Genomic DNA, 18,636 nt, shown 5'->3' on the forward strand with positions numbered 1-18,636 from the left:
TTAAACGGCCATCAGGTCCTTTTCTTTCTCTTCGGTGGCCTTGGTGATCTGGGCCTCGGTATCTTTGGTCAGCTTGTCGATATCAGCGATGGCGCGACGCTCTTCGTCTTCACTGATTTCCTTGTCCTTGACCAGCTTCTTCAGTTCACCCAGAGCATCGCGGCGAATGTTGCGCACAGCAACGCGCGCGTCTTCGGCTGCACTGCGCGCCTGCTTGGTGAAGCCCTTGCGGGTTTCTTCGGTCAGGGCTGGCATGCTGATCAGCAGCAGCTCACCCAGGTTGGTCGGATTGAGATTCAAGCCGGCGCTCTGGATGGCCTTGTCGACGGCAGCGAGCATGTTGCGCTCGAAAGCCACGACCTGCAGGGTGCGCGAATCTTTCACGGTGACGTTGGCCACGCCGCTGATCGGGGTGTCGGTACCGTAGTAAGGCACCATCACGCTTGCCAGGATGCTGGGGTGTGCCTTGCCGGTACGAATCTGGCCGAACGCATAAGCCAGAGACTCCAGGGATTTCTGCATACGCGCTTGGGCGTCTTTCTTGATTTCGTTGATCATTTTTGAACTTCCTCGATCAGGGTCCCTTCAGCGCCACCATGCACGATGTTCAGCAGGGCGCCAGGCTTGTTCATGTTGAAGACGCGCAACGGCATCTTGTGGTCTCGGCACAGACAGATAGCTGTCAGGTCCATCACGCCCAGCTTGCGATCCAGCACTTCATCGTAGGTAAGATGATCGAACTTCTCGGCATGCGGGTCTTTGAATGGGTCTGCAGTGTATACACCATCGACCTTGGTTGCCTTCAATACCACGTCGGCATCGATTTCGATGGCGCGCAGGCAGGCGGCGGAGTCGGTGGTGAAGAACGGGTTGCCGGTACCGGCCGCGAAAATTACCACTTCTTTCGAGTTCAGGTGGCGCATGGCCTTGCGGCGATCATAGTGATCGGTCACGCCTACCATGGAGATCGCCGACATGACGATGGCGGTGATGTTGGCGCGCTCCAGCGCATCGCGCATGGCCAGCGCATTCATTACCGTGGCCAGCATGCCCATGTGGTCGCCGGTAACGCGATCCATGCCCGCTGCGCTGAGCGCCGCGCCACGGAACAGGTTGCCGCCACCGATCACCAGGCCGACCTGCACACCGATACCGACCAGTTGGCCGACTTCCAGCGCCATGCGATCCAGCACCTTGGGGTCGATGCCGAACTCTTCCGAGCCCATCAGGGCCTCGCCGCTAAGCTTGAGTAGAATGCGTTTATAGCGAGCCTGATAACCACTGCCCTGCTGAGCCATTGCGAATCTCTCCTGCGGCGTTTTGAAAAAAAATCTGGGCGGGCTGTTTTCAGCCTGCTAACTGTAGCGTGGCGCAGCGACTGCGCCAGCGAAAGGGCGGCGTTGTAAACCGCCCCCGCTTTGACAAAGAGGCTGCGCGCGTGAGCGGGCAGCCTCTTTGGGGCGACAGAGGTGACTCTGTCTTACTGCTTGGCAGCAGCCAGCTGTGCAGCAACTTCTTCAGCGAAGTTGTCGACTGGCTTCTCGATGCCTTCGCCTACCTTGAAGTAGGTGAAGGAAACGATTTCGGCACCGGCTTTCTTGGCCAGCTCGCCGACCTTGATTTCCGGGTTCATGACGAAGGCTTGCTCGACCAGGCTGGCTTCGGCCAGGAACTTCGAGATACGGCCTTTGACCATGTTCTCGACGATGTTCTCAGGCTTGCCTTTGATCTTCTCTTCGTTCAGCTGCAGGAACACGGCTTTTTCGCGCTCGATCGCTTCAGCCGAAACTTCCGACGGCAGCAGGAACTCAGGGTTGCTTGCCGCCACGTGCATGGCGATCTCTTTGGCCAGTTGGACGTCGCCGCCCTTCAGGACCACTGCAACACCGATCTTGTTGCCGTGCAGGTAGGTACCGACAACGTCACCTTCAACGCGCACCAGGCGACGGATGTTGACGTTTTCGCCAACCTTGGCCACCAGGGCTTCACGAGCAGCTTCACGCGCAGCGATCAGCGGCGCAGCGTCGGTCAGTTTTTCAGCGAAGGCTTGCTCGACGCTTTCGGCGACGAAGGCCTTGAAGTCGTCTTGCAGGGCCAGGAAGTCGGTCTGCGAGTTCACTTCCAGCAGGACAGCGGACTTGTCGTCGGCCTTGATGGCGATGGCGCCTTCAGCGGCAACGTTGCCAGCTTTCTTGGCTGCCTTGATGGCACCCGAAGCGCGCATGTCGTCAATGGCTTTTTCGATGTCGCCGCCAGCCTTTTCCAGGGCTTTCTTGCAATCCATCATGCCTTCGCCGGTACGCTCGCGCAGTTCTTTTACCAGCGCTGCAGTAATTGCTGCCATTTCAAATTCCTCTTGGATAGGTTTTCAACCATTCCACCCGATACCTGACGGGCGTTCAATTCTGGAAATCCACTGCCAGAGCACATGCAGTTCGCAATGATGCAACGGCGACGCTGACAAGAGGATTTCAAGGTGGCAAAAAGGGGGCCAAGCCCCCTTTTTGCGTGCCGAGTCGACGCTAAGCGTCAGCTACTCAGGCTTCGGCAGCCGGTGCAGCTGCTTCTTCTGCGAACACTTCGGTGCCGCCGGCAACGTTGTTGCGACCACGGATAACGGCGTCAGCCATCGAACCCATGTACAGCTGGATGGCGCGAATGGCGTCATCGTTGCCTGGGATGATGTAGTCAACGCCTTCCGGGCTGCTGTTGGTATCGACAACGCCGATGACCGGGATACCCAGCTTGTTGGCTTCGGTGATAGCGATGCGCTCGTGGTCAACGTCGATCACGAACAGGGCATCAGGCAGGCCGCCCATGTCCTTGATACCACCCAGGCTGCGGTCCAGTTTTTCCAGATCGCGGGTGCGCATCAGCGCTTCTTTCTTGGTCAGCTTGGTGAAGGTACCATCTTCGGCCTGGGTTTCCAGGTCGCGCAGACGCTTGATCGAAGCACGGATGGTCTTGTAGTTGGTCAGCATGCCGCCCAACCAGCGGTGATCGACGTACGGCGAACCGCAACGTGCTGCTTCTTCAGCAACGATCTTGCCAGCGGAACGCTTGGTGCCGACGAACAGAATCTTGTTTTTGCCCTGGGCCAGGCGCTCTACGAAGGTCAGTGCCTCGTTGAACATCGGCAGGGTTTTTTCAAGGTTGATGATGTGGATCTTGTTGCGCGCGCCGAAAATGTACTTGCCCATTTTCGGATTCCAGTAACGGGTTTGGTGACCGAAGTGCACACCGGCCTTCAGCATATCGCGCATGTTGACTTGGGACATGATAGTTCCTTGATAAGTCGGGTTGGGCCTCCACGTATCCCAATGACCAACCCCGAAACCGAAGTCAGGGGCACCCAGGCCATCGTGTCGACACGTGTGTGGGTTTGAGCAGACGGGGCTATCCCCGAAAGCGGCGCATTTTATACCACACAAGTGAGCCGAGCGAAACCGAAAAAACAGACGACACCCGAGGGTTGCACCCGCCCTGCTCACGCAGCGACCGATGCAATCAACATAAATAGTAGGCAATGCCCCGCAGCCCAGGCCCCAGCCCGCCGCCTCGCTCTGTTAGAATCACGCCTTTCCCGTTTCATTTGCGCCTGCGCGCGCCGTAGAGAGCCTGCAATGACCGTCACTATCAAAACCGCCGAAGACATCGAAAAGATGCGCGTCGCCGGCCGCCTGGCCGCCGAAGTCCTGGAGATGATCGAAGAACACGTCAAGCCCGGTGTCACCACCGAGGAACTCGACCGCCTGTGCCACGACTACATCGTCAACGTGCAGCAGGCCATCCCCGCGCCCCTGAACTACAAGGGCTTCCCCAAGTCGATCTGCACCTCGGTCAACCACGTGGTGTGCCACGGCATCCCGGGCGACAAGCCGCTCAAGGATGGCGACACGCTGAACATCGACGTGACCGTGATCAAGGACGGCTACCACGGCGACACCAGCCGCATGTTCCACGTCGGCACCGTGCCGGTATGGGCCGAGCGCCTTTCCCAGGTCACCCAGGAGTGCATGTACAAGGCCATCGAGCTGGTCAAGCCGGGCTGCCGCCTGGGCGACATCGGCGAAGTGATCCAGAAGCACGCCGAAAAGAACGGCTTCTCGGTGGTGCGCGAGTTCTGCGGCCACGGCATCGGCAAGGTGTTCCATGAAGAGCCGCAGATCCTGCACTACGGCCGCGCCGGTACCGGCATGGAACTCAAGGAAGGCATGACCTTCACCATCGAGCCGATGATCAACCAGGGCAAGGCCGACACCAAGGTGCTGGGCGACGGCTGGACCGCCATCACCAAGGACCGCAAGCTCTCGGCGCAGTGGGAACACACCCTGGTGGTCACCGCCACCGGCTACGAGATCTTCACCCTGCGCAAGGACGACACGATCCCGCGCACTTCGGCCTGACCCTCACAGGAACGTCATCGATGCCCCAGGTGGACCCCGAGCTGTTCGACCGCGGCCAGTTCCAGGCGGAACTGGCCCTCAAGGCCAGCCCCATAGCGGCCTTCAAGAAAGCCATCCGCCAGGCCGGCGAGGTGCTCGACGGGCGCTTTCGCAGCGGCCGCGAGATCCGCCGACTGATCGAGGACCGCGCCTGGTTCGTCGACAACATCCTGCAACAGGCATGGAACCAGTTCAGCTGGAGCGAAGCCGCCGACATCGCCCTGATCGCCACCGGCGGCTACGGGCGCGGCGAGCTGCACCCCTACTCCGACATCGACCTGCTGATCCTGCTCGATGACGCCGACCACGAGGTGTTTCGCGACTCGATCGAGCGCTTTCTCACCCTGCTCTGGGACATCGGCCTGGAAGTCGGCCAGAGCGTGCGCTCGGTGGACGAATGCGCCGAACAGGCGCGCGCCGACCTCACGGTGGTCACCAACCTGATGGAAAGCCGCACCATCTGCGGCCCCGAACACCTGCGCCAGCGCATGCTCGAGGTCACCAGCACGGCGCACATGTGGCCGAGCAAGGAATTCTTCCTGGCCAAGCGCGCCGAGCAGAAGGCGCGCCACCACAAGTACAACGACACCGAGTACAACCTGGAACCCAACGTCAAGGGCTCCCCCGGTGGCCTGCGCGACATCCAGACCGTGCTCTGGGTAGCGCGCCGCCAGTACGGTACGCTCAACCTGCATGCGCTGGCCGGCGAAGGCTTCCTGCTGGAGAGCGAGAACAACCTGCTGGCCTCGTCCCAGGAGTTTCTGTGGAAGGTGCGCTACGCCCTGCACATGCTCGCTGGGCGCGCCGAAGACCGCCTGCTGTTCGACCACCAGCGCAGCATCGCCACGTTGCTGGGCTTTACCGACGACAACCCCAAGCGCGCCATCGAACAGTTCATGCAACAGTACTACCGGGTGGTGATGAGCATCGCCGAGCTCAGCGACCTGATCATCCAGCACTTCGAGGAAGTCATCCTCGCCGATGACAGCGCCAGCAGCACCCAACCGCTGAACCCACGCTTCCAGCTGCATGACGGCTACATCGAGGCGGTGCGCAGCAACGTGTTCAAGCGCACCCCGTTCGCCATGCTCGAGATCTTCGTGCTGATGGCCCAGCACCCCGAGATCAAGGGCGTGCGTGCCGACACCATCCGCCTGCTGCGCGAGCACCGGCACCTGATCGACGACGAGTTCCGCAACGATATCCGCAACACCAGCCTGTTCATCGAGCTGTTCAAGTGCGAGATCGGCATCCACCGCAACCTGCGCCGCATGAACCGCTACGGCATCCTGGGGCGCTACCTGCCCGAGTTCGGCCTGATCGTGGGGCAGATGCAGCACGACCTGTTCCACATCTATACGGTCGATGCGCACACCCTGAACCTGATCAAGCACCTGCGCAAACTGCAGTACACCCCTGTGTCCGAGAAATTTCCGCTGGCCAGCAAGCTCATGGGGCGCCTGCCCAAGCCCGAGCTGATCTACCTCGCCGGCCTGTACCACGACATCGGCAAGGGGCGTCAGGGCGACCATTCCGAGATCGGTGCGGTGGACGCCCAGGCATTCTGCAGCCGCCACCAGCTGCCCGCCTGGGACAGCCGTTTGATCGTGTGGCTGGTACAGAACCACCTGGTGATGTCGACCACTGCCCAGCGCAAGGACCTCTCCGACCCGCAGGTGATCCACGACTTCGCCCAGCTGGTCGGCGACCTGGTGCACCTGGACTACCTCTATGTGCTCACCGTGGCCGACATCAACGCCACCAACCCGAGCCTGTGGAACTCCTGGCGCGCCAGCCTGTTGCGCCAGCTCTACACCGAAACCAAGCGGGCCCTGCGCCGCGGCCTGGAAAACCCGCTGGAACGCGAAGAGCAGATCCGCCAGACCCAGAGCGCAGCTCTGGACATCCTGGTACGCGAAGGCACCGACCCGGACGACGTCGAACAACTGTGGTCGCAACTGGGCGATGACTACTTCCTGCGCCACACCGCTGCGGACGTGGCCTGGCACTCCGACGCGATCCTGCAGCAGCCGGCCGACGGCGGCCCGCTGGTGCTGATCAAGGAGACCACCCAGCGCGAGTTCGAGGGCGGTACGCAGATCTTCATCTATGCCCCCGACCAGCACGACTTCTTCGCCGTGACCGTGGCCGCGATGGACCAGCTCAACCTGAACATCCACGACGCACGCATCATCACCTCCAGCAGCCAGTTCACCCTCGACACCTACATCGTGCTCGACAACGACGGCGGCTCGATCGGCGACAACCCGCAGCGCGTCAAGGAAATCCGTGAAGGCCTCACCGAAGCCCTGCGCAACCCCGACGACTACCCCACCATCATCCAGCGTCGGGTACCGCGCCAGCTCAAGCACTTCACCTTCGCGCCCCAGGTGACCATCCTCAACGATGCCCAGCGCCCGGTGACCATCCTCGAGCTCAGCGCCCCGGACCGCCCGGGCCTGCTGGCACGCATCGGCAAGATCTTCCTGGAGTTCGACCTGTCGCTGCAGAACGCCAAGATCGCCACCCTGGGCGAGCGGGTGGAAGACGTGTTCTTCATCACCGACGCCGACAACCAGCCGCTGTCCGACCCTGAACTGTGCCGCCGCCTGCAGGCCGAGATCGTCGAGCAGTTGCGCGTCGACCAGGCCACCGGCGTCGAGATGACCCGCCTCACCCTTTGACCGATTGACGAGACCCAGCGCCAATGAACAACGCTTTGAACCAGCTTCAGCCCTACCCGTTCGAGAAACTGCGTGCCCTGCTCGATGGCGTGACGCCGGCCGCAGACAAGCGCGCCATCGCCCTGTCGATCGGCGAGCCCAAGCACGCCTCGCCGGCATTCGTGGCCAAGGCGCTGGCCGACAACCTCGACAAGATGGCGGTGTACCCCACCACCCTGGGCCTGCCCGCGCTACGCGAAAGCATCGTGCACTGGTGCGAGCGCCGCTTCGGTGTACCGGCCGGCTGGCTGAATGCCGCACAGCACGTGCTGCCCGTCAACGGCACCCGCGAGGCGCTGTTCGCCTTCACCCAGGCGGTGGTCAGCCGTGGTGAGGACGCGCTGATCGTCAGCCCCAACCCGTTCTACCAGATCTACGAAGGTGCCGCGTTGCTCGCCGGCGCCCAGCCGCACTACCTGCCGTGCCTGGACAGCAACGGCTTCAACCCGGACTTCGACGCGGTGCCAGCCGAGATCTGGCAGCGTTGCCAGATCCTGTTCCTGTGCTCGCCAGGCAACCCGACTGGCGCACTGGTGCCGCTGGACACCCTGAAAAAACTCATCGCACTGGCCGACGAGCACGACTTCGTGATCGCCGCCGACGAGTGCTACAGCGAGCTGTACTTCGACGAGCAGGCCCCGCCACCCGGCCTGCTCAGCGCCTGCGTGGAACTTGGCCGCAGCGACTTCAAGCGCTGCGTGGTGTTCCACAGCCTGTCCAAGCGCTCCAACCTGCCAGGCCTGCGTTCGGGCTTCGTGGCCGGCGATGCCGAGATTCTCAAGGCCTTTTTGCTCTACCGCACCTATCACGGTTGCGCGATGCCGGTACAGACCCAGCTGGCGAGCATCGCCGCCTGGAACGACGAGGCGCATGTATTGGAGAACCGCGACCTGTATCGCGAGAAGTTCGACGCCGTGCTGCAGGTGCTGGCCCCGGTAATGGATGTACAAAAGCCCGACGGCGGTTTCTACCTGTGGCCGAAGGTCCCCGGCGATGACGCGCAGTTCTGCCGCGACCTGTTCGAACAGCAGCACGTGACCGTGGTGCCGGGCTCGTACCTGTCTCGCGAGGTGGAGGGCTTCAATCCGGGGGCCGGGCGCGTGCGCCTGGCGCTGGTGGCCCCGCTTGCCGAATGTGTCGAGGCGGCCCAGCGCATCCGCGCATTCGTCGAAGGCTGAGCCGGTACGCCTGGTCGGCCGACCGATAGATAAGTAACGCCCAAGGCCCGGTCGGCCCGCCAATCATGGAGCTCCACTCAACAGGAGCTCCAGCATGGACATACCAACCTTGTGCAAGGTCACCCAGGTGGCCGATCAGCAGCAATCCTACGAAACAGCCCTGAAAGAAAACCCGCTCAACGCCCCGCAGCCCTCGCGCTCGGGTCGTCAGAAACGCGGCGTTGCCTACCACAGCCGCCTGTGGGCGCCGGGCCGCACCCTGCTCATCGCCTTCGCGGCCGACGTACCGGAACAGACGCAACAGAGCATCTTCGAGGTTGCCTGCCAATGGCTGGCGTACGCCAACCTCAAGTTCCAGCGCACCGCCGACTGGGCCGAAGCACAGATCAGGATCGAGATGAAGCCAAGCGGCACGGGGATCAACCATTCACTGGTCGGTACCGACGCCTTGCTCCGCGAAGACAGCACCATGACCCTCAGCGACTGGCCTGGCGATGAGCAGTTCCAGCGCAGCGTGCTGCATGAGTTCGGGCACGCGCTGGGCCTGGACCATGAACATCAGCACCCGGATGCGGACATCCAGTGGAACCTGGCCAAGCTGCTGGAATACGCCGAAAAGGTCGGCATGCCCATGGAAGAGATTGCTGAAAACTTCCTGAACAGGATCGAGCGCACGCAGGCATTGCACAACGCCTACGACCCGGGTTCGGTCATGCACTACCCTATTCCGGCCACCTTCACCCTGAACAATGTGGCCTTCACCGGCTCGGCGCAGCTCAGTGACGGCGACAAGGCGCTGGCGGGCAAGGCCTACCCCTTCACCCCGGTACACCGGTGAAGTACACCCCGCCCAGCCCGGCAGCGGGCGAGACCTGGGCGCCAGCATGCGCCTGACCTGTCCGCGCGACTGACCCTCAGCGCGGGGCCGCCATGCGACCCCGAGCACTTCACTTGACCGGCCCCAGGTTGGCCTCGCTCATGTCCAGCTCACCCAGCACCTGGCGTACCACGTCATCACCGATCTGGTGCTGGCGGTGCAGGCTGTACAGCTCCAGGCGCTGCGCCCGCAGCGCCCGCAGGCGCAGGCGTCGCTCCAGCTGATCCATCTGCGCGGCCAGCGCCTGGGCCTCGGCACTGTCGTTGAACACGTCCAGTTGCTGCCGGTACTCGGCCATCAGGCGCGCCTTCAACTCGGCGGCCAGTGCGGCCTGGGAGGCATCCTGGGGCGCGCCGGGCTCCACCAGTTCCTCGGCCTCCAACGCATGGATCGCCGCCTCGGCGGTGCGCCGCCAGGCCTCGCGCGCCTCCTGGCGCAGGGTATCGTCGGGGCTCTTCTCCACCCCGCGCAGCAGCAACGGCAAGGCAATGCAGGCCGATACCAGCGACAGCAGAATCACCCCTGCGGCAATGAAGATCAGCAGGTCGCGTTCGGGGAACGCCTTGCCCGCGCCGATCAGCAGCGGCACCGACATCACGCCCGCCAGGGTCACCGCCCCGCGCACGCCGCCCACGGTCAGCAGCCAGCACGAACGCGCGTTGGGCACCAGCACCAGGTCTTCCTTGCCGCGCCAGCGCCGGATCACCCCGATCAGGCGCCAGATGCTCTGCACCCAGATGAACCGCAGCGCCAGCAACACCAGGAAGATCGCCACCACATCCAGGCAGCGGTACAGCAGGGTTGGCCACAGCGATGCCTCATGGCTGGTCACCGCCTTGGCGATATCGGGCAGTTGCAGGCCCAGCAGCAGGAAGATCAGGCCGTTGAAGGCGAACTCCAGCAGCGACCACACACTGCGGTTGAGCAGGCGCGTGCTGGTCTGGCGCGGCAGCAGGTCAAGCCAGCTCTGCATCATGCCCGCCGCCACCGCCGAGAGAATGCCCGAGGCGCCCAGGCGCTCGGCCAGCACATAGGCGGCGAACGGCAGCAACAGCATGAATACCACGTGGGTGGCCGGGTCGTCCCAGCCGCGCGCGATCATCCACACCCGCAGGCGCCCCACCAACCAGCTCAGCGCCACGCCGATGGCCAGGCCACCCACGGCCACCAGCACAAAGGTCACACTGGCCTCGGCCAGCGAAAACACCCCGGTGATCGCCGCCACCAGCGCAAACTTGAACGTCACCAGGCCCGAGGCATCGTTCATCAGCGCCTCACCCTGCAGCATGTGCATCAACGGGGTGGGCAGGCGATCCTGGCTGATTGCCGACACCGCCACCGCGTCGGTGGGCGACAGCACAGCGGCCAGGGCAAAGGCCACCGGCAGCGGTATGCTCGGCAGGATCCAGTGGATGAAATAGCCGGCCCCCACCACCGTGAACAGCACCAGCCCCACCGCCAGGGTCAGGATCGGCCCGCGCAGGCGCCAGAACTCGCGCTTGGGCATGCGCCAGCCATCGGAGAACAGCAACGGGGGCAAGAATAGGAACAGAAACAGCTCAGGGTCCAGGGCCACGTGCAGGCCCAGGGTCGGCCAGGCCAGCAGCGCACCGGCACCAATCTGCACCAGCGGCAGTGGCAGCGGGATCAATCGCCCCACCAGTTTCGAGACACTGACCAGCATCAGCAGGATGAGAACGGTATAGGCTGACTGCATACGGCGTGTTTTTCCTGTTCAGTTTCAAATACGCTCAACGGCCAGGGTTATGCCATTGAAACAACATGTTACCGGGATCTGCATGAACACAACCGCTCCACCTAAGTCGCAGACCCGCCGGCAATCTGTAACACAATGCTACAAAAGAGGAGCCTCGCATGATCACCCCCGCGTCGACCCTATTGACCCACGATAGCCCCAACCGTGCGCTGCTGGTCATCGATGTGCAAAACGATTTCATCCCCGGCGGCGCCCTGGCGGTGCCCGGTGGCGACGAGATCGTGCCGCTGGTCAACCAGCTCGGCCGCCAGTTCGAGCGCGTGGTGCTGGCCCAGGACTGGCACCCGGCCGGGCACGCCTCGTTCGCCTCGAGCCACCCGGGCAAGAATCCGTTCGAGGTCATCGAACTGTCATACGGGCCGCAGACACTCTGGCCCGACCACTGCATTCAAGGGAGCCCCGGCGCACAGTTTCACCCGGACCTGAACATTGCCCACGCACAGCTGATCGTGCGCAAGGGCGGCAACCGCCAGGTCGACAGCTACTCGGCGTTCACCGAAGCCGACCAGACCACCCCCACCGGCCTGGCCGGCAACCTGCGCGAGCGCGGCATCGACACGCTGTTCCTGTGCGGCCTGGCCCTGGACTTCTGCGTGGCCTGGACGGCACTGCACGCACGCCGCGAAGGGTTCGCCACCTATGTGGTGCTGGACGCCTGCCGCGCCATCGATACCGCAGGCTCCTGCGCGGCGGCGATGGCACAGATGCAGGCTGCCGGGGTGCAGTTCATTCAGGCGCGGCAACTGGGCGGCGCCAGCCGTGGCGCCCTGCCCGATGTTGTCGCATAATCCAGCCCACCCATTCTTCGAGGAGTTTCGGGGCGGCTGCGGGAACGCCCGCGCGCCCTTAACGTTCAATGGCTTATATTCTCTTCGGCATCAAAGCCTGTGACACGATGAAGAAAGCCCGTACCTGGCTTGAAGAACACCACATCCAGTACGACTTTCACGACTACAAGACCCAGGGTATAGACCGGGACCACCTGAACCGCTGGTGCGACGAGCACGGCTGGCAGGTGGTACTCAACCGCGCAGGCACCACCTTCCGCAAGCTCGATGACGCGCAGAAGGCCGACCTCGACCAGGCCAAGGCCGTCGAGCTGATGCTGGCACAACCCTCGATGATCAAGCGCCCGGTGCTCGACCTGGGCGGCAAGACCCTGGTCGGTTTCAAACCGGACCTGTACGCGGCAGCCCTGCGCTGAACCGCGACGCCTTCACTCAATTTCGCAAGAGGTAACCGCATGTCCACTTCACTGTTCAGCCTGGCCTTCGGCGTCGGCACTCAAAACCGTCAAGGCGCCTGGCTGGAAGTCTTCTACGCACAGCCACTGCTCGCCCCGAGCGCCGAGCTGGTCGCAGCCGTCGCCCCGATCCTGGGCTATGAAGGCGGCAACCAGGCCATCGCGTTCAGCAACGCCCAGGCCGCGCAACTGGCTGAAGCCGTCAAGGGCGTCGACGCCGCCCAGGCTGCACTGCTGACCCGCCTGGCCGAAAGCAACAAGCCGCTGGTGGCCACGCTGCTGGCCGAAGACGCCACCCTGAGCTCCACCCCTGAGGCCTACCTCAAGCTGCACCTGCTGTCGCACCGCCTGGTCAAGCCCCACGGCCTGAGCCTGGCCGGCATCTTCCCGCTGCTGCCGAACGTGGCCTGGACCAGCCAGGGCGCCATCGACCTGGCCGAACTGGCCGAGCAGCAACTCGAAGCCCGCCTCAAGGGCGAGCTGCTGGAAGTGTTCTCGGTCGACAAGTTCCCGAAAATGACCGACTACGTGGTGCCGAGCGGCGTGCGTATCGCCGACAGCGCCCGCGTGCGCCTGGGTGCCTATATCGGCGAAGGCACCACCATCATGCACGAAGGCTTCGTCAACTTTAACGCCGGCACCGAAGGCCCGGGCATGATCGAAGGCCGCGTTTCGGCGGGCGTGTTCGTCGGCAAGGGTTCGGACCTGGGCGGCGGCTGCTCCACCATGGGCACCCTGTCGGGCGGCGGCAACATCGTCATCAAGGTCGGCGAAGGCTGCCTGATCGGCGCCAACGCCGGTATCGGCATCCCGCTGGGCGACCGCAACACCGTCGAAGCCGGCCTGTACATCACCGCCGGCACCAAGGTGAACCTGCTCGACGAGAACAACGAGCTGGTCAAGGTGGTCAAGGCCCGCGACCTGGCTGGCCAGACCGACCTGCTGTTCCGCCGCAATTCGCTAAACGGCGCGGTCGAGTGCAAGACCCACAAGTCGGCCATCGAGCTGAACGAAGCGCTGCACGCCCACAACTAAGTGGTACGATCGGGTCTGGCCCTCTGCCAGACCCGATATCAGGCCCTACACATCATGTTCCAGCCCTCTCCCTGGCGCGCAGACTTCCCTGCCATCGCCGCCCTGCAACGCCAGCACCAGACCTACCTGGACAGCGCTGCCACCACGCAGAAACCCCAGCACCTGCTCGACGCCCTGAGCCACTACTACACCCAGGGTGCGGCCAACGTGCACAGGGCCCAGCACCTGCCCGGCGCACTCGCCACCCAGGCCTTCGAGGCCAGCCGCGAAAAAGTCGCCGCCTGGCTCAATGCCGCCGATGCGCAGCAGATTGTGTTCACCCATGGCGCCACCTCGGCGCTCAACCTGCTGGCCTATGGCCTGGAATGGCGCCTGGAGGCGGGCGACGAGATCGCCGTCAGCGCCCTGGAGCACCACGCCAACCTGCTGCCCTGGCAGCAGTTGGCCCAGCGCCGCGGCCTCAGGCTGGTGATCCTGCCGCTCGACGCCGACGGGCATATCGACCTGGAGGCGGCCCTGCAACTGATCGGCCCGCGTACCCGCGTGCTGGCGGTGAGCCAGTTGTCGAATGTGCTCGGCACCTGGCAGCCGCTGCAACCGTTGCTCGACCACGCCCGCGCCCAGGGCGCCCTCAGCGTGGTCGATGGCGCCCAGGGCGTTGTGCACGGGCGTCACGATGTACAGCAACTGGGCTGCGACTTCTATGTGTTTTCCAGTCACAAGCTGTATGGCCCGGACGGCCTTGGCGTGCTCTATGGGCGCCGCGAGGCGTTGGGCCTGCTGCGTCACTGGCAGTTCGGCGGCGAGATGGTGCAACTGGCCGGCTACCAGCAGTCGAGCTTTCGCCCCGCCCCGCTGGGTTTCGAGGCCGGCACGCCGCCGATCGCCAGCGTGATCGGGCTGGGTGCCAGCCTGGATTACCTGGCCAGCCTCGACGCCACCAGCGTGGTCGAACATGAAGCCGCCCTGCACCGCCATCTGCTGCGCGGCCTCAACGATCGTGAAGGGGTGCGGATACTGGGCGCGCCGCAACTGGCCCTGGCCAGCTTCGTGGTCGAGGGCGTGCACAATGCCGACCTTGCGCACCTGCTGACCGAACAGGGCATCGCCGTGCGCGCCGGTCATCACTGCGCCATGCCGCTGGTCAACAGCCTGGGCCTGGACGGCGCGATCCGCGTGTCGCTGGCGCTGTACAACGATTCCCACGACCTGGAGCGCTTCTTCAGCGCCCTGGACCAGGCCCTGGAGCTGCTGCGATGAGCCTGCCCGACGCCGCCCGCGAGGCGCTGGATGTATTCGAACAGGCTGCCGGCTGGGAGCAGCGCGCCCGCCTGCTGATGCAATGGGGCGAGCGCCTGGCCCCCCTGGACGCGACGCAGCAGTGCGAGGCCAACCGCGTGCACGGTTGCGAAAGTCAGGTGTGGCTGGTGGCCGAGCAGGTCGAAGGTCGCTGGCACTTCAAGGCCGCCAGCGATGCGCGGCTGCTGCGCGGCCTGCTGGCGCTGCTGCTGGTGCGGGCCGACGGCTTGACCGGCAGCCAGCTGCAGCAGCTGGACCTGCCCGCCTGGTTCACCGCCCTGGGCCTTGGCCGACAGCTCTCGCCGTCCCGCAGCAACGGCCTGAACGCCGTGCTGCAGCGCATGGCTCAGCTCGCCGCCGGCGCCTGAGCCGCTACGCGATCGGCCGGGCGGCGCTTGCCACCCACCAGTTTCTCCACGGCCTTGCTGGCAGCCACCATGCCGAAGGTCGCCGTCACCATCATCACCGCGCCGAAACCGCCCGAGCAGTCGAGCTTGACCCCGTCCCCGACGAAGCTCTTCTGCAGGCAGATACCGCCATCGGGCAGCGGATAGCGCAACTGCTCGGTGGAGAACACGCACGGCACCCCGTAGTTGCGGCTCACGTTGCGCGAAAACCCGTGGTCGCGGCGCAGCGTCGAACGCACCTTGGAGGCCAGCGGGTCGTTGACCGTGCGGTTGAGATCGGCCACCTGGATCTGCGTGGGGTCGAGCTGCCCGCCCGCACCGCCGGTGCAGATCACCTGGATCTTGCGCCGCTTGCACCAGGCAATCAGCGCAGCCTTGGCCATCACGCTGTCGATGCAGTCGATCACGCAGTCGATATGGTCGGTGATGGTCTGGGCCAGGTTGTCGCGGGTGACGAAGTCCACCACCGCGTGCACCTTGCAGTCCGGGTTGATTGCGCGCAGGCGCTCGGCCATCACCTCGACCTTGGGCTTGCCCACGTTGCCCTGCAGCGCATGCAACTGGCGATTGGTGTTGCTCACGCACACGTCATCCAGGTCGAACAGCGAAATTTCGCCAACGCCGCTGCGGGCCATGGCCTCGGCCGCCCACGAGCCGACACCGCCGATGCCGACGATCGCCACATGCGCCTCGCGCAGGCGTTGCAAGCCCTGCTGGCCATACAACCGGGCAACACCGGCAAAGCGTGGATCTTCTGTACTCATGGCCCAACCCTGAAAAAACCGGCGCGCATTATAGGCCCCACAACGCAGGATGACAGCCCGCAACCGACGCACTGATTGCCATGAATTGGTAAACCTGGCGCCAACCCTGCTTTAATGACCGGTGCAAACCCTGCTTTGGACGGCAATTGTACGGGCTTCAGAACTTCAGCATCTGAGGAAAATCCAAGCGCTACATGCACCCGTTTCCTATACCACGCTACCTGCCTGGTGCGTAGGATCCGTGCCCGCCGGCGCTTGCCCGTTCCACTTTTCGGAACCCGAAATATCTATGTCATCGCGTAAATTTGGTATCAACCTGGTGGTCGTCATGGCGATTGCCGCGCTATTCACCGGGTTCTGGGCACTGATCAACCGCCCGGTGTCCGCCCCCGACTGGCCGGAGCAGATCTCCGGCTTCTCGTATTCGCCTTTTCGCCTGGGCGAAAGCCCGCAAAAGGGCCAGTACCCGACCGAAGCCGAGCTGCGCGAAGACCTCGAGCAACTGAGCAAGCTGACCGACAGCATCCGCATCTATACGGTGGAAGGCACCCAGGCGCTGATCCCGCGTCTGGCCGAAGAGTTCGGCCTGCGCGTGACCCTGGGTGTGTGGATCAGCCCCGACCTGGAACGCAACGAGCGCGAAATCGAGACCGCCATCCAGTTGGCCAACACCTCGCGCAGCGTGGTGCGGGTGATGGTCGGCAACGAGGCGCTGTTTCGCGAAGAGGTCACCCCCCAGGCCCTGATGGACTACATGGACCGCGTGCGCGCCGCAGTGAAGGTGCCGGTCACCACCAGCGAACAGTGGCACATCTGGAAGGAAAACCCCGAGCTTGCCGGGCACGCCGACCTGATCGCCGCGCACATCCTGCCCTACTGGGAATTCATCCCGGTGAGCCAGGCCGAGCAGTTCGTGCTCGACCGCGCCCGCGAGCTCAAGCAACTGTTCCCGCGCAAGCCGCTGCTGCTGTCCGAGGTCGGCTGGCCCAGCAATGGCCGCATGCGCGGCGGTGCCGACGCCACCCAGGCGGATCAGGCCATCTACCTGCGCAGCCTGGTCAACCTGCTCAACCGCCAGGGCTACAACTACTTCGTGATCGAAGCCTACGACCAGCCCTGGAAAGCCAGTGACGAAGGTTCGGTGGGCGCCTACTGGGGCGTGTTCAATGCCGCGCGCCAGCAGAAATTCAACTTCGAGGGCCCGGTGGTGGCCATTCCGCAGTGGCGCGTGCTGGCCGTGGGCTCGGTGGTGCTGGCGATGCTGTCGCTGACCCTGTTGCTGATCGACGGCTCGGCGCTGCGCCAGCGCGGGCGCACCTTCCTGACCTTCATCGCGTTCCTGTGCGGCTCGGTGCTGGTATGGATCGGCTATGACTACAGCCAGCAGTACAGCACCTGGTTCAGCCTCACCGTGGGTTTCCTGCTGGCGCTCGGCGCGCTGGGGGTGTTCATCGTGCTGCTGACCGAGGCCCATGAACTGGCCGAGGCGGTATGGACGCACAAGCGCCGCCGGCTGTTCCTGCCGGTGGAGGCCGACAGCGCCTATCGGCCCAAGGTGTCGGTGCATGTGCCGTGCTACAACGAGCCCCCGGAGATGGTCAAGCAGACCCTCGATGCCCTCGCGGCGCTGGACTACCCGGACTTCGAAGTGCTGATCATCGACAACAACACCAAGGACCCGGCCGTGTGGGAACCGCTCAAGGCCCATTGCGAGCTGCTGGGCGAGCGCTTCAAGTTCTTCCATGTGGCACCGCTGGCAGGTTTCAAAGGTGGTGCGCTGAACTACCTGATCCCGCACACCGCCAAGGACGCCGAAGTGATCGCGGTGATCGACTCGGACTATTGTGTCGACCGCAACTGGCTCAAGCACATGGTGCCGCACTTTGCCGACCCCAAGATCGCCGTGGTGCAATCGCCGCAGGACTACCGCGACCAGAACGAAAGCACCTTCAAGAAGCTCTGCTACGCCGAGTACAAGGGCTTCTTCCATATCGGCATGGTCACCCGCAACGACCGTGACGCAATCATCCAGCACGGCACCATGACCATGACCCGGCGCTCGGTGCTCGAAGAGCTCGGCTGGGCCGACTGGTGCATCTGCGAAGATGCCGAACTGGGCCTGCGCGTGTTCGAGAAGGGTTACTCGGCGGCGTATTCCCACGAGAGCTACGGCAAGGGCCTGATGCCCGACACCTTCATCGACTTCAAGAAGCAGCGCTTTCGCTGGGCCTACGGCGCGATCCAGATCATCAAGCGCCACACCTCCAGCCTGCTGCGCGGCAAGGACACCCAGCTGACCCGCGGCCAGCGCTACCACTTCCTGGCCGGCTGGCTGCCGTGGATCGCCGACGGCATGAACATCTTCTTCACCGTGGGTGCGCTGCTGTGGTCGGCGGCCATGATCATCGTGCCGCAGCGGGTCGACCCGCCGCTGCTGATCTTCGCGATCCCGCCGCTGGCGCTGTTCGTGTTCAAGGTGGGCAAGATCGTGTTCCTGTACCGCCGCGCGGTAGGGGTCAACCTCAAGGACGCATTCTCGGCGGCGCTGGCAGGGCTGGCGTTGTCGCACACCATTGCCAAGGCGGTGCTGTACGGGTTCTTCACCAGCAGCATTCCGTTCTTCCGCACGCCGAAGAACGCCGACAGCCACGGGCTGCTGGTGGCACTGGCAGAGGCCCGCGAGGAGCTGTTCATCATGCTGCTGCTGTGGGGCGCGGCGCTGGGCATCTACTTGGTGCAGGGCCTGCCGAGCAACGACATGCGCTTCTGGGTGACCATGCTGCTGGTGCAATCGCTGCCGTACCTGGCGGCGCTGATCATGGCCATGCTGTCGTCGCTGCCCAAGCCTGCGGATGCCACGCAGCCCGCACCTGCCGCCCGATAAACCG

The 18,636-nt window shown here is 64.0% G+C and carries 16 protein-coding genes; 10 read left to right on the forward strand and 6 right to left on the reverse strand.

Annotated elements, in window-relative coordinates; translation table 11 throughout:
* From frr to rpsB, 4 genes are all read right to left on the reverse strand, one after another.
* Window positions 1-558 carry a ribosome recycling factor gene (gene frr / locus QMX96_RS01015; RefSeq protein WP_043863254.1) on the reverse strand — a complete coding sequence of 186 codons (558 nt, stop codon included), beginning with the start codon at window positions 556-558 and terminating at the stop codon, window positions 1-3.
* On the reverse strand, window positions 555-1,298 hold the full coding sequence (pyrH, locus tag QMX96_RS01020; RefSeq protein ID WP_038614006.1) for a UMP kinase: 744 nt from the start codon (window positions 1,296-1,298) through the stop codon (window positions 555-557). The genes frr and pyrH overlap by 4 nt, the downstream gene beginning before the upstream one ends.
* A 182-nt stretch (window positions 1,299-1,480) precedes the next feature.
* Window positions 1,481-2,344: a translation elongation factor Ts gene (tsf, locus tag QMX96_RS01025; protein ID WP_043863253.1), complete on the reverse strand. Its 864-nt coding sequence runs from the start codon at window positions 2,342-2,344 to the stop codon at window positions 1,481-1,483.
* A 193-nt stretch (window positions 2,345-2,537) separates the two neighbouring features.
* On the reverse strand, window positions 2,538-3,278 hold the full coding sequence (rpsB, locus tag QMX96_RS01030) for a 30S ribosomal protein S2 (protein ID WP_043863252.1): 741 nt from the start codon (window positions 3,276-3,278) through the stop codon (window positions 2,538-2,540).
* A gap of 345 nt (window positions 3,279-3,623) precedes the next feature.
* Between rpsB and map the strand changes: the two genes are divergently transcribed.
* The 4 genes from map to QMX96_RS01050 all read left to right on the forward strand — a co-directional run bounded on the left by map (window position 3,624) and on the right by QMX96_RS01050 (window position 9,184).
* Window positions 3,624-4,406 (forward strand): type I methionyl aminopeptidase, encoded by a 783-nt coding sequence (gene map / locus QMX96_RS01035; RefSeq protein ID WP_043863251.1) that lies wholly within the window; start codon window positions 3,624-3,626, stop codon window positions 4,404-4,406.
* 20 nt (window positions 4,407-4,426) lie between these two features.
* Window positions 4,427-7,129, forward strand: coding sequence for a [protein-PII] uridylyltransferase (locus QMX96_RS01040; RefSeq protein ID WP_282360611.1), 2,703 nt, complete (start codon window positions 4,427-4,429; stop codon window positions 7,127-7,129).
* A 23-nt stretch (window positions 7,130-7,152) separates the two neighbouring features.
* Complete coding sequence (gene dapC / locus QMX96_RS01045; protein WP_054915003.1) at window positions 7,153-8,346, forward strand: succinyldiaminopimelate transaminase; 1,194 nt, start codon at window positions 7,153-7,155, stop codon at window positions 8,344-8,346.
* A gap of 94 nt (window positions 8,347-8,440) precedes the next feature.
* Window positions 8,441-9,184 carry a M12 family metallopeptidase gene (locus QMX96_RS01050; protein WP_282360612.1) on the forward strand — a complete coding sequence of 248 codons (744 nt, stop codon included), beginning with the start codon at window positions 8,441-8,443 and terminating at the stop codon, window positions 9,182-9,184.
* 109 nt (window positions 9,185-9,293) lie between these two features.
* Here the strand turns inward: QMX96_RS01050 and QMX96_RS01055 are convergent, their stop codons facing one another.
* Window positions 9,294-10,940 (reverse strand): Na+/H+ antiporter, encoded by a 1,647-nt coding sequence (locus QMX96_RS01055; protein WP_043863248.1) that lies wholly within the window; start codon window positions 10,938-10,940, stop codon window positions 9,294-9,296.
* Window positions 10,941-11,098: 158 nt separating this feature from the next.
* Here QMX96_RS01055 and pncA point away from each other — a divergent pair, with 158 nt between their 5' ends.
* From pncA to QMX96_RS01080, 5 genes are all read left to right on the forward strand, one after another.
* Window positions 11,099-11,788 (forward strand): bifunctional nicotinamidase/pyrazinamidase, encoded by a 690-nt coding sequence (pncA, locus tag QMX96_RS01060; protein ID WP_116053055.1) that lies wholly within the window; start codon window positions 11,099-11,101, stop codon window positions 11,786-11,788.
* Window positions 11,789-11,856: 68 nt separating this feature from the next.
* On the forward strand, window positions 11,857-12,204 hold the full coding sequence (locus QMX96_RS01065) for an ArsC family reductase (protein ID WP_043863246.1): 348 nt from the start codon (window positions 11,857-11,859) through the stop codon (window positions 12,202-12,204).
* Between the two features lie 39 nt (window positions 12,205-12,243).
* Window positions 12,244-13,278: a 2,3,4,5-tetrahydropyridine-2,6-dicarboxylate N-succinyltransferase gene (gene dapD, locus QMX96_RS01070; protein ID WP_043863245.1), complete on the forward strand. Its 1,035-nt coding sequence runs from the start codon at window positions 12,244-12,246 to the stop codon at window positions 13,276-13,278.
* Window positions 13,279-13,332: 54 nt separating this feature from the next.
* On the forward strand, window positions 13,333-14,538 hold the full coding sequence (locus tag QMX96_RS01075; RefSeq protein ID WP_282360617.1) for a cysteine desulfurase: 1,206 nt from the start codon (window positions 13,333-13,335) through the stop codon (window positions 14,536-14,538).
* Window positions 14,535-14,945, forward strand: coding sequence for a SufE family protein (locus QMX96_RS01080; protein ID WP_100633075.1), 411 nt, complete (start codon window positions 14,535-14,537; stop codon window positions 14,943-14,945). The genes QMX96_RS01075 and QMX96_RS01080 overlap by 4 nt, the downstream gene beginning before the upstream one ends.
* Here the strand turns inward: QMX96_RS01080 and tcdA are convergent.
* Window positions 14,924-15,748, reverse strand: coding sequence for a tRNA cyclic N6-threonylcarbamoyladenosine(37) synthase TcdA (gene tcdA, locus QMX96_RS01085; protein ID WP_058541484.1), 825 nt, complete (start codon window positions 15,746-15,748; stop codon window positions 14,924-14,926). The genes QMX96_RS01080 and tcdA overlap by 22 nt on opposite strands.
* Before the next feature lie 289 nt (window positions 15,749-16,037).
* On the opposite strand from tcdA, the gene QMX96_RS01090 reads away from it, so the two are divergent.
* Complete coding sequence (locus QMX96_RS01090; RefSeq protein ID WP_282360620.1) at window positions 16,038-18,632, forward strand: glycosyltransferase; 2,595 nt, start codon at window positions 16,038-16,040, stop codon at window positions 18,630-18,632.
* The last annotated feature ends 4 nt before the right edge of the window (window positions 18,633-18,636 follow it).

The organism is Pseudomonas sp. PS01300 (assembly GCF_029960155.1).
GTDB classification, from domain to species: domain Bacteria; phylum Pseudomonadota; class Gammaproteobacteria; order Pseudomonadales; family Pseudomonadaceae; genus Aquipseudomonas; species Aquipseudomonas palmensis.

Coding starts and splice junctions, on each gene's coding strand:
- frr (WP_043863254.1), bottom strand. CDS start 558: ATGATCAACGAAATCAAGAAAGACGCCCAAGCGCGTATGCAGAAATCC.
- pyrH (WP_038614006.1), bottom strand. CDS start 1,298: ATGGCTCAGCAGGGCAGTGGTTATCAGGCTCGCTATAAACGCATTCTA.
- tsf (WP_043863253.1), bottom strand. CDS start 2,344: ATGGCAGCAATTACTGCAGCGCTGGTAAAAGAACTGCGCGAGCGTACC.
- rpsB (WP_043863252.1), bottom strand. CDS start 3,278: ATGTCCCAAGTCAACATGCGCGATATGCTGAAGGCCGGTGTGCACTTC.
- map (WP_043863251.1), top strand. CDS start 3,624: ATGACCGTCACTATCAAAACCGCCGAAGACATCGAAAAGATGCGCGTC.
- QMX96_RS01040 (WP_282360611.1), top strand. CDS start 4,427: ATGCCCCAGGTGGACCCCGAGCTGTTCGACCGCGGCCAGTTCCAGGCG.
- dapC (WP_054915003.1), top strand. CDS start 7,153: ATGAACAACGCTTTGAACCAGCTTCAGCCCTACCCGTTCGAGAAACTG.
- QMX96_RS01050 (WP_282360612.1), top strand. CDS start 8,441: ATGGACATACCAACCTTGTGCAAGGTCACCCAGGTGGCCGATCAGCAG.
- QMX96_RS01055 (WP_043863248.1), bottom strand. CDS start 10,940: ATGCAGTCAGCCTATACCGTTCTCATCCTGCTGATGCTGGTCAGTGTC.
- pncA (WP_116053055.1), top strand. CDS start 11,099: ATGATCACCCCCGCGTCGACCCTATTGACCCACGATAGCCCCAACCGT.
- QMX96_RS01065 (WP_043863246.1), top strand. CDS start 11,857: ATGGCTTATATTCTCTTCGGCATCAAAGCCTGTGACACGATGAAGAAA.
- dapD (WP_043863245.1), top strand. CDS start 12,244: ATGTCCACTTCACTGTTCAGCCTGGCCTTCGGCGTCGGCACTCAAAAC.
- QMX96_RS01075 (WP_282360617.1), top strand. CDS start 13,333: ATGTTCCAGCCCTCTCCCTGGCGCGCAGACTTCCCTGCCATCGCCGCC.
- QMX96_RS01080 (WP_100633075.1), top strand. CDS start 14,535: ATGAGCCTGCCCGACGCCGCCCGCGAGGCGCTGGATGTATTCGAACAG.
- tcdA (WP_058541484.1), bottom strand. CDS start 15,748: ATGAGTACAGAAGATCCACGCTTTGCCGGTGTTGCCCGGTTGTATGGC.
- QMX96_RS01090 (WP_282360620.1), top strand. CDS start 16,038: ATGTCATCGCGTAAATTTGGTATCAACCTGGTGGTCGTCATGGCGATT.